Annotated in this window: 9 protein-coding genes; 3 read left to right on the top strand and 6 right to left on the bottom strand. The window is 38.1% G+C overall.

The window, feature by feature from the left end; translation table 11 throughout:
* Positions 1-255: 255 nt before the first annotated feature.
* Positions 256-402 (top strand): hypothetical protein, encoded by a 147-nt coding sequence (locus ACFINX_RS07285; RefSeq protein ID WP_273790420.1) that lies wholly within the window; start codon positions 256-258, stop codon positions 400-402.
* A gap of 209 nt (positions 403-611) precedes the next feature.
* Here the strand turns inward: ACFINX_RS07285 and ACFINX_RS07280 are convergent, their stop codons facing one another.
* The 3 genes from ACFINX_RS07280 to ACFINX_RS07270 form a co-directional block, all read right to left on the bottom strand.
* The gene (locus ACFINX_RS07280) at positions 612-1,061 is read right to left on the bottom strand and encodes a hypothetical protein (protein ID WP_375660143.1); all 450 of its coding nucleotides are present in this window, start codon (positions 1,059-1,061) and stop codon (positions 612-614) included.
* A 543-nt stretch (positions 1,062-1,604) separates the two neighbouring features.
* Entirely contained in the window at positions 1,605-2,171 is a 567-nt protein-coding gene (rsmD, locus tag ACFINX_RS07275; RefSeq protein ID WP_375612106.1) for a 16S rRNA (guanine(966)-N(2))-methyltransferase RsmD, read from the bottom strand.
* On the bottom strand, positions 2,152-3,552 hold the full coding sequence (locus ACFINX_RS07270) for a pseudouridine synthase (RefSeq protein WP_375612105.1): 1,401 nt from the start codon (positions 3,550-3,552) through the stop codon (positions 2,152-2,154). Before ACFINX_RS07270 ends, rsmD begins: the two co-directional genes overlap by 20 nt.
* A gap of 269 nt (positions 3,553-3,821) precedes the next feature.
* Between ACFINX_RS07270 and ACFINX_RS07265 the strand changes: the two genes are divergently transcribed.
* Positions 3,822-4,268, top strand: a complete 447-nt coding sequence (locus ACFINX_RS07265) for a nucleoside deaminase (protein WP_273790416.1) — start codon at positions 3,822-3,824, stop codon at positions 4,266-4,268.
* Between the two features lie 656 nt (positions 4,269-4,924).
* On the opposite strand, the gene ACFINX_RS07260 is transcribed toward ACFINX_RS07265, so the two are convergent.
* From ACFINX_RS07260 to ACFINX_RS07250, 3 genes are all read right to left on the bottom strand, one after another.
* Entirely contained in the window at positions 4,925-5,416 is a 492-nt protein-coding gene (locus ACFINX_RS07260) for a hypothetical protein (RefSeq protein WP_375612104.1), read from the bottom strand.
* 177 nt (positions 5,417-5,593) lie between these two features.
* Positions 5,594-8,509 carry an isoleucine--tRNA ligase gene (ileS, locus tag ACFINX_RS07255; RefSeq protein WP_375629739.1) on the bottom strand — a complete coding sequence of 972 codons (2,916 nt, stop codon included), beginning with the start codon at positions 8,507-8,509 and terminating at the stop codon, positions 5,594-5,596.
* 249 nt (positions 8,510-8,758) lie between these two features.
* On the bottom strand, positions 8,759-10,510 hold the full coding sequence (locus ACFINX_RS07250) for an outer membrane beta-barrel protein (RefSeq protein WP_375668555.1): 1,752 nt from the start codon (positions 10,508-10,510) through the stop codon (positions 8,759-8,761).
* Between the two features lie 681 nt (positions 10,511-11,191).
* On the opposite strand from ACFINX_RS07250, the gene ACFINX_RS07245 reads away from it, so the two are divergent.
* Positions 11,192-11,358, top strand: a 167-nt coding sequence (locus ACFINX_RS07245) for an Arm DNA-binding domain-containing protein (RefSeq protein WP_375668560.1), incomplete at its 3' end; no start/stop codon positions are given.

Raw genomic sequence — 11,358 nt, 5'->3', positions numbered from 1 at the left:
ATCAAGAAAATGCCTTATATTTGTGTATACTTCTTTGCTTCTATAAACTCTCTCATAATAAGATGGCAATCTTGTAAACAAAAAAACACTTTGATTTATAATCATAATTGATCATTTTGTAATTTGCATAAAAGAATCAAATATCATTAAATTTTCTCCGTTTCGAACCTATTCATGTTGAATCAATCACAACTATTTGCGAGCATATCATCAGTAAGGGGCCTATGAATAAAAACTATTTAAGAAGGAGTCAAAATGTCTTTTATGAATGCTCTCAAATCAAAAACTATCGCAACATTAGAAACTGGCAAATATCATGACAATATCAACCTACAGATTCACAAGAGCAGAAATAAGCTTCTACAACTTTCTTTATTTTCAGTAAAAATGCGCGCCTTATAAGCTTTTATATATTGAATAAAATTCAATGGCTTTTATAAGATCTTTGGTGCAAAATTAATTTTCTCAGATGATTTGACACGATTTCAACAGCTAACTAAAACCAAATCATAGCTCATCAATTTGCTATATACTCATAACTGATTTCATTCTAACAAGGCTAAGATTTCTGCACCTTTTTTAAGGTATTAACTTCTTTATAAATGCCCCCCTTACGAGATGCTTTTGTTTTCAGTAAGAGCACGTCTGCTCATTTCAATCATTGCATCGCGAAGATGTAACTTAATTTTTGACCCAATAATCATTCCAAAGAAAGGAGAAAATAAACCAGACATGGTTACAGTATGACGAATTTTGTTATTTGAAGAACCCGATTTTGTTGAACAAATATATTCATGATTAAAACTCATACGTGTAAAAGGAAGTTTAGCATAATCAGAAAAACAAACATTTTTTATAACTTTATCAAGTGTAAAAGTTACTGTAGGTCCCTTTTTAGGTTTCATGCGTCCTATAGCGCCTTCTTTGAAAGGACCAGAAAGTTCTACCCACTCAAGTTCACTATCCCAGCAAGGCCATGATGCCACATCTTCCCATATAGCCCAAATTTGCTCAGCACTTGCTTCTGTACTAATCTCTTCACTATATATCCAATTAAACACGATAATCTCCCCTTTTTTACAAATTACTTATCTTTAGTGATAAAGAATAATATAAAAAAGTATCCTTAAAGCTGCACAACGATAAGATACTTAATACTCTCAGATTTACTTAATATGTAATGACTAACTCAACAAGCGATATTACTAAACTAAACACACAAGTATTCAGGATAAATGAACAATATTTTCAATACTAAACAAAATATCTTTTTTAAGTTTAGACAATAGCAAAAATAGAAGTTACGCATCATATAAGATATCAATGCAGACTGCATAGCTTAAAGCTTTCAACTGCTGATGAAATGTGATGATTAAGGTATGGCAGAAAGAAATTAGATAAAAAAGATCATAACTATTATCGAGGAATATATATCCTATTGGAGAAAAAACATCCTTCTGTATTAAAGCTAATAAAAATTCATCAATTCCTTTAACATTAGAATCTTTTATTGATTTTCTGCTTAACCTTTTAAAAACCATATAAAATGAAGAAAACTGTGAAAAAGCATTTTTTCATCCTATCGGATAAAAACAAGAACTTTCTCAAGATGTAAGCGATCGTAATTTATAGAGACGTATTGCTGTCTCACCATAAAAACGCTCATCGTCTAGATAAAAGACGTCAGGTAAATAAATCATTGTATCTTTCTTTTCTTCAAGTATGAAGAGTGTATCAGCTTTTGCCCACCCTCCTCGCAAAGCTTCTACAAAAGCACGTTCACCTAAACAACGGCTATAGGGAGGATCAGCGCAGATAACATCAAATGGCAGCATTGTGCCAATATTGCCAAGTTTGGTCGCATCACGACGCAAAATCCGTCCTATCGACTGTAATTCAAAGGCTTCTATATTTTTTTGAAGCAACCCACGCCCCTCAACCGAGTTTTCAACAAAAACAGCCGCCTTTGCTCCACGCGAAAGTGCTTCGATGCCTAAAGCACCAGTACCAGCAAAAAGATCAAGAATGCGTTTATTGGTCCAAAACTCTTCTTCACGGCTAGAAAGAATATTAAAAAGGCTTTCACGTGTACGATCACTCGTTGGGCGAATCGACTGATTAACAGGCGAAAACAAAACACGCCCAGCAAATTTACCGCCTATGATCCGCACGTGGACCTCCAAATCGCTTCGAAGTTTTTGCACCGTCCCTATGTGGTTTAGATTTTTTCATAGCACCACCAAACGATTTTACCTTTTTCTTTCTCTCAAAAGAATGCTCATCATGACCACCTTTTATCATTTTCTCTTTATCCTTTAAAAAGCGATCTTTCTTACCAAAGGGATGCGTCTCGTCATAAGATATTTTGCCATGTTTTTGAACAAAACTTTCCCTCTTCTCTTTGTATGACGGATTTTCTTTTAGTTTTTCCTTGCCTCGATGAAAGGACTTTCTACCATCCAAATCGCTCTTATGATCATGCGATTTCTCCTCACTATAGGAAGGCTTTCTACGTGCACTTTGCGGACGTGCACCAGGAGCCATCCAAACATTAGCACGGCGAGAACGCGGTAGAAAACGCTCTGCTTTTCCTTCTTCACTTTTCTCCTTCTTTACATTCTCATGAGACTTTGTACTTAATCGTGCGCGACTATGTTCAACAGAACCATCTCTTGGTCGGCGTCGTATCGCCCTTTCACTTGAGAAAACCCAACCATCATTTGCAACAGAAAGATCTTTCTGACTTTGCTTTTCTGCAACAACTGCAGAATTTGAAAATGGCTTAAGAATAGGAGCATCAAAATCTGCATTGGCTTGCATAATTAAACGCTCCCCCAACTGATCTCGTAACATCCGCCCTTTTAACTCTTGCACGGCTCCTTCTTCTAAATCAGAGAGATGAAATGGACCATAAGATACACGTATTAATCGATTAACTGATAATCCCAATGCCCCTAAAACATTCTTTATTTCACGATTTTTTCCTTCTCGCAAAGCGACAGAAAGCCATACATTCGACCCTTGTTCGCGTTCAATTGATGCTTCAATCGAACCATAAAAAATACCATTAATCGCAATACCATTTTTAAGGTTATCCAACGCGCTCTGCTTGACTCTTCCATGAGCACGGACACGATATTTGCGGACCCACCCCGTTACAGGAAGCTCTAATACACGCGCTAAGCCACCATCATTGGTTAAAAGCAAAAGCCCTTCCGTGTTAATGTCAAGCCTTCCAACAGAAAGAACACGCGGCATTCCTTTTGGTAAATTACTAAAGACTGTAGGTCTGCCTTCAGGATCACGGTTCGTGGTGACAAGACCTGCTGGCTTATGGTAAAGCCATAAACGCGTTCGTTCTATAGGAGGTAAAGGTTTGCCATCAACTTTAATAACATCAGAGCGGCTAACATTAAAAGCAGGCGTTGTCACGACTTTACCATTCACAGAAATACGACCTGCAACAATCATCATTTCTGCATCTCGACGCGAAGCAATACCAGCACGCGCTAACCTTTTAGCAATTCGTTCACTCTCATTATTTTCATTCATTTGCGTTTCAAACCAATCTTTGCAAGTATGTTCAGAAAATTATTCACATGCACCATACCGCTTATCCTGAAAAAGGAAGTAGCATAATCATTTATCATTTTCTATCCTTTAACGACAATAATGTATCTGTCGACTTGCAAGTTTGTTTTAAACTCTTTAAAAAATAGAGGTATTCTTTTCATTATAAAAGCGTAATAAATTATTCATTCCATAGCATTCCTTATCGAGATAACCTTTAGATTTTCTATACCTTCAGTAGAAAGAATATTATGACTTTGACGCCCATGGAAATAGCCCTTTTAGAAGCGCAAGAGGCTGCAAAAAAAGATGAAGTTCCCGTAGGTGCTGTCATTACACGTGGAAAAGCTATCATTGCACGCGCTGGTAACTTTATAAAATCTGCATATGACCCTACAGGACACGCAGAAATACGCGCAATCCGTATGGCTTGCGAAACATTGCAAAACGAAAGGCTTCCTGATTGCGATCTTTATGTAACACTTGAACCTTGTGCTATGTGTGCCGCTGCCATTTCATTTGCACGCATACGACGTCTCTATTATGCAACAAATGATCCCAAAGGAGGTGCTATAGAAAATGGCCCACGTTTTTATCAGCAACCAACCTGCCATCACAAACCTGAGATTTATTCTGGTTTCAAGGAAAAAGAAGCAGCTCAATTACTTAAAGACTTTTTTGTACAAAAGCGATACTAAAAATAATTCTTCTTCCATAACTTTCACTCTTTAAAAACTATCCTACTTCTCAAAAAAGACTGTTAATTCTTCTGCTATATATATATATATATAGCAAAAGCTATTTCGAAGCATTTTTTCTCTCTTTTAATTCTGCATATTGTTTCTATTAGATGGTACATTCATTCAAAAGAATAATTCATTATTTTGTATATAAAATATAAAGTCCAAAATATCGTAGATATGCTCTCATTTCAAATTACATTGAAACAGTAAAAATCACTTTCTTGCACATCATAAGCGGAATTATCGTCTGGATAAAGAACGTTTTAGAAAAGACTAAAAATGTCTCTTATGAAAGCTCTCAAATGCAAAAATTATCGCAACATTGGAGTCTGTAAAATAAAATGATGGTATCCACTTTCTCCTTCCTAAGCATAAAGTATTGGAGCACAATAGATTTTACGTTATACTAGCCACATGAGCAATGTTGTAAAATGAGCTTGAGAAATGTTTCGTGTTAAGGAAACGCATAAGGAATCTCTCGATGCTGTTGTCATATTGCTATTTCATGAGAATACCCCCCTCCTACAGCAGCATTATAACTGCGCGCGAATGAGAGCTTGGTATCATAAGTAATTGGAAAAATACTTTACTTTAAATGTTTTGTCTTTTCCCTATCGACCAATAGGTGCGGTTTTTGCCGGTTGGCGATAACTTAAAGGTGGTTCAGTGAGATAGCGACGGTATTTTGAACTTCCAACTTGTGCTCTCTGACGACGTAAATATTCCTGTCGTTGCTTCGCATTCAACTGTGAAGGATTTTCTGAACCAACGCCATTAACTGACGATCCTTTGTGAGGAAAAGGAGTATTTCCTTGATGCTTCTTCGATGCTGCCATTTCATTGACAGATCTATCTTGTTGTGGTACCGGCAAAAATCTGCGTGAACTAGGGCTTGGTATTACAAGTTTTGGATGAGGTTTCATAACAATCTGGCTGCTGTTATTTGTTGGTGTTAATGAAGTGATATTAGCAACATCTTCAAAAAACTGTATTGAAACTGGTTTATTGGTACCATAGGTAGGAGCGGATAAATTGCATCCCGTTAAAACAAAGCACATCCCTAAAATTCCTATTGGAAATATTTTTATTTCACGTTTTCTCACTGCCTATTCCATTTCCTAGGTGTATGGCTGATTAATATTCCCGTTATTTATGAGAGAACGGTCCATACACAAATTTCCCCCCTGCAGATAAAACAACGGAATTTTTTTCGTACCACAAAAAACTATATTCATCAATATGAGAAATTTACTTGCATTTCTTTCCTTTGATCTAAAACTTTAAATCTTGCCAAGAATCTGCAATTCCCGCAAAGCAGCTGCATCACGAGCAGATACATCCGGATAAGCTGGATCACTTCCAACATCTTGTGTATAACGCCATGATCGAGCACATTTTTTTCCTAATGCCTTCTCTGGATATACACCAACACCTTCAACATCATTCAAAGTAAAAGCATCAGAAGGTATCGTGTCCTGCGTAATTGTGAGCGCACTGGTAATACAGATCTCCGCCATATCCACATTTTCTAATGCCTCTCGTAAAACCAGATTGGAAATAAAAACAATAGGCGCAGCTTCCAAAGAGGATCCAATACGCTTATTAGCACGTTCAAGCTCTAAAGCACCTGTCACAACTTTACGGACCTGCCGAATTTTTTTCCAACGCTCAGCCAAAGATTGGTTTTGCCATTCTTCTGGTACAGAGCGAAATTGTTCCAAATGCACCGATTGGCTTCCTGGATAACGCTCTAACCAAGCTTCTTCCATAGTAAAAGGTAACATTGGAGCAAGCCATGTGACCATACGCTCAAAAATCTCACGGACAACCTGCAAGGAGGCCTTGCGTTTTTTTGATGAAGGCGCATCACAATAAAGAGAATCCTTGCGGATATCAAAATAAAATGCCGATAACTCAATGATTGAAAAATCCAATAATGCACGCATAATCTTTTTAAAATCAAATTCATCGTAAGCGCGATTAATCAACTGATCAAGTTCAAAAAGCCTATGCAATATAAATTTTTCAAGATCCGGCAGTGCACCATAAGATACTTCTTCTCCATCATCATGTGCTAAAGTTCCTAGCATCCAACGAATTGCATTGCGTAGTTTACGATATGAATCCACATTTGTTTGAAGTATTTTTTTGCCTAAACGCTGATCTTCCCAATAATCGGCTGTCATAACCCAGAGACGAAAAATATCAGCTCCAGATGTTTTAATGATTTCTTGCGGAACAACCGTATTGCCTAAAGATTTAGACATTTTCTTACCATTCTCATCCAAAGTAAAACCGTGTGTGATCACGGACTTATAGGGAGAACAAGCACGCGTACCACAGCTTTCCAAAAGAGAAGATTGGAACCATCCGCGATGCTGATCTGAACCTTCAAAATAAACATCAGCAGGCCATTTCAAATCAGCCCGATCTTCTAACACAAAGCTATGGCTGGCTCCAGAATCAAACCAAACATCCAAAATATCATAAACCTGTACCCAAGGCTCATGTGCACGCTCACCTAAAAAACGTTCACGTGCTCCTTCAGCAAACCATGCATCTGCCCCTTCTGCTTCAAAAGCCCGTAAAATACGCTCGTTCACACCTTCATCTTTTAGAATAACACCATCCTCATTTGCAAAAATACAAATAGGAACACCCCAAGAACGCTGACGAGAAAGAACCCAATCAGGACGATCTTCTATCATAGAAGCTAGGCGGTTTTGTCCAGAAGATGGCACAAAACGCGTTTTTGAAACAGCTTCCAAAGCCCGACTACGTAAAGTTGAACCATCCCCAAAATCTTTATCCATTGAAATAAACCATTGCGGTGTATTGCGAAAAATAACGGGTTTTTTTGAACGCCAACTATGGGGATAGGAATGCTTTAAACGCCCCCGTGCAAACAATCGATCTGCTTTAATTAAAGCATTAATGACCTCTTTATTGGCATCACCCATTTTTCCATTATCATCAATAACACGTGCAGGTCCTCCTTCACGATCTGGTCCTAAACCTGGAACATCTTTCGTATAGAACCCTGCATCATCAACAGGAAACGGTATAGATGAATCAATCCCCGCTTGCTCCAGTAAGGACTTATAATCATTCCAAATTTCAAAGTCCTCACGCCCATGGCTTGGTGCTGTATGGACAAAACCTGTACCAGCACTCTCTGTTACGTGCGAACCATCAAGCAATGGAATTTTATAATTATACCCTCCAGCTAAACCTTTGAGTGGATGAGAAAGAACAAGAGCTTTCAACTCTTCAGAAGAAATAACACGCAAATGCTTCAAAACAAGTTTGGCTTTTTCTCCACAACTCATCGCTAAAGCGTCTGCAAAGAGAAGCTTTTCTCCCACTTGAGGACCAAAATCATTTTCAGCACTTTCAACTTCGTAAATACTATAAGAAATTTGCGAAGAATAACTCACTGCACGATTGCTTGGAATCGTCCACGGTGTTGTTGTCCAAATGACGACATGAGCACCATATAAATCATCAGAATTTGCTTCAAAAACAGGAAACTTAACCCAAAGCACCTCTGATTCATGATCATGATATTCAATCTCAGCCTCTGCCAAAGCCGTACGTTCCACAACAGACCACATCACTGGCTTGGAACCACGATAAATCTGATCTGACATAGCAAATTTTATCAATTCACTGGCAATGCGTGCTTCTGCATGAAAAGCCATTGTAGTATAAGGCGTGTTAAAATCTCCCACAACACCAAGGCGTTTAAATTCTTCACTTTGAATAGTTACCCAATGCTGTGCAAATTCACGGCATTCTTGACGAAACTCGTTAAGAGGTACCTCATCCTTATTTTTTCCTTGTGCTCGATATTTTTCTTCAATTTTCCATTCAATTGGAAGCCCATGGCAATCCCAACCAGGTACATAATTTGCATTAAAACCGCGCATTTGGAATGAACGAACAACCACATCCTTTAGAACTTTATTTAAAGCATGCCCGATATGAATATGACCATTTGCATAAGGCGGACCATCATGAAGAATATAAAATGGACGATCTTTTGCTTGTTGACGCAATTGCGCATAAAGCCCCATATTTTCCCAACGCGCCATCAATTCAAGCTCTTTTTGCGGAAGCCCTGCACGCATAGGAAAATTTGTCTGTGGGAGATAAAGAGTTTTTGAATAATCTATTGTTTCATTTTTCACAGCCATTGTGAAATATCCCTGTCCACTTTTACGATTTCATTTTTGCATAACTTCCCTGAACCCTGCAACTCTGGTTTTTATCTATAGGGAAAGCCGAGCTTATCATTCGTATTAAGCAGCGATCAGGAAAATATATCATCACACTCTATGGGCTTTATCATGAAATTCACAAGAAAAGAAACCAAAAAGTGATCTTAAAAAAAAATAAAGGCTCCACTGACAGTGGAGCCTCTTAGAAATTTACTCTTTAAAAAATTAGAATTTATAAGCTACACCAACACGGAAATCATTGGTTTTGTAGTTAACTTCAAGTTTTTCCTTTGCAAATTTCTTTTTACCAAAATCAGAGTAACGATATTCTGCACGTACAATCACATTATCTAGAAGCGAGAAATCAACGCCACCACCAAGTGTGTAACCAATCATGGTTTTTGTTTCATCAGCTAAGTTCTTAGAAGAAACGACTCTTCCATCCTCATCCTTAACAGATATTGATACAGTGTCTTGGAATTGCCCATAAGCAATACCACCAGCAAGATAAGGCATAAAGCGATCAGCAGCAAAACCAATACGTACCCGTGTAGCACCACCCCAATTTTGTTTGAAAGTATGACTTAAAGTTTCAACTGCATCCTCTTGATCAAGACCAAGTTCAGAAGCCATCTTTTTTATTTGTTCTATACCATATACACTGGAAGCGTTCTTATCCACCGCTTGTGTACTTTGTGCACCGTGTCCAGACATATTCTGTCCACCATGAGAACGAGAAGCATGTGGATTAGTACCATTCGGATGAGCACCAGAGCTATGCCCACCTGCATGAGGTGCACCATGTGCATTAGCATTTCCACTACTATGGGAAGAACTATGATGACCTCCCTGTTGGGCTCCGCTTATTCCATTAGAAACTTTTGTTTCTGAACCATTGGATGATCCTGATCTCGCGAGTACAAGTGATGAACTCGGTACTGTTCTTTCTACTGCTGATGGTTGTACCGATGTAGGTGCTTTTGCTGCTGGCTGTACTGCTGGTGCGGTTGCAGTAGGTTTTACTGGTGCAGGTTGTACTTGTGCAGGCACTACTAATACAGTATTTACAGGCGCATTAGCTCCATTTGCCCTTACGCCTGATGACTGATCTACTACAGCTGATCGCGATGCTGATGTTCCTACTCCTGTTGTAAGGGATGTCGGTTTAAGTGCAGCTGGCTGTGATCTACCTACTTCACCTAACGATGCCCCTCCTGTATCTGATCTTCCCAATGAGGACGATACCGCTTGCACTGTTTTAGGGGAGACTGGTTGTGTTACCGACGATTCAGATGGCGTTTTTGATGATGGTGTTGGAACTCCTGATGTTCTTTCCGACGTCACTGTTTTTCCTGCTGTTGCACTAACATCGCTAGACTTTCCAGTTGTTGCTGATTGATTTGATTGTGCTTCTCCTGCTCGTGACGATTGAACTGTAGTTACTGGTTGAGCTGGTGCTTGACTGGATTGCGTTCCAACAGATTTTTCTGAAGCGGATCCTTGTGTTCCTTCTGATGTTACTGCTCGAGGGACTGGAGGCGTTTGTGTTTGTACTGATCTGCGGGATCTTACGACTGCATTTTCTACTGTAGTGTTATCAGCCGCACCTATGGTAATGGTCTTTGTGTGTTTTTTTCCAGATATCATTAAATCCGTATCGATGCCAAAAATAAAGTTATCACCGAGATCAATATTAGAACCTGCATAAAAACCACCTACAAAACCTGAAAGTTTAGGAGAAAACTCTTTATCCAGTGGTAAACTCTTTTCTTGACCAACAAGAGCCATATCAGCTTTGCTCGAAAAACCACCAGCTTGGACACCTAAATAAAGACCTGTCCATGAAAAAGTAGGTGCAACAATGGTAGAAGTAGTCGATGATGCTGGCTGATGAGGCATCATAACATCAGCAGCTAGTGCTGTAGACGCTGAAATTAAAGAAAAAATAGACGCTGTTATTAAACGTTTTGTATTCATAAAATCTCTCCAAATATCCAAAATGAAATTCATATAGAGCATCTTTTCTGAAAGATCTGTAGCAAAAATGACACACTCACAAAAAAATAAAGAATTTTTGCAAATAAGGCTTCTTAAACTTTTAATTTTGCATTCAATAAGAATTTGTAAACTAAATCACACTAAAATTATGTGTATTAAAGTTGGATTCATTTTCATTAAAGTTTCGCATAACTGTTAATGATAATATTCTTTATAAATTTCTTTTACCAAAATCTAAATAACAGTATTCTGCATACAATAAACTATTATCTGTTATTGCAAAATCAATACCAGCGCAAACAGTGAAATCAAATATTGCCTTTTTTAAAACCAAGCGCCATCAAAGTTTCATCTATTTACCAGCATGATCTACTTTTAGTACTTTAGCAATAGTATTTTGTATCTAAAATTCAGAAAAACAAAGAAATTATTCAAACACTCGCAAAAAAACTTTTAGATTCTTTGCATAAGCATCTTCATCACGCCACATCACTTTGATTTATAATGATAACTTAGTTTTTTTCATATTGAATGAAAAAACTAATACTGTAGGATTTTATCATTCCAAACCTGTTTATGTTGTATTAATCAAAACCACTTGCTTGCACATCACAAGCGGGGTTGATGTGTGGGTAAAAATTGTACAAGAAAGGAGTAAAAATGGTTCTTATGAATCATCTTAATGCAAGGGCTGTCGCAACATTGGGAGCTGGCAAATATAATGATGGTGCCGGCTTGCTTCTTCACAAACGTAAAGATGGTGGTGCTCAATGGCTTTATCGTTATACCATTCATGGTCGGCGCCGCGAAATGGGCTTGGGTGCGTT

The organism is Bartonella sp. AP36NXGY, from assembly GCF_042195865.1.
GTDB lineage: Bacteria > Pseudomonadota > Alphaproteobacteria > Rhizobiales > Rhizobiaceae > Bartonella.
This window is presented reverse-complemented; position numbering and strand designations above follow the sequence as displayed.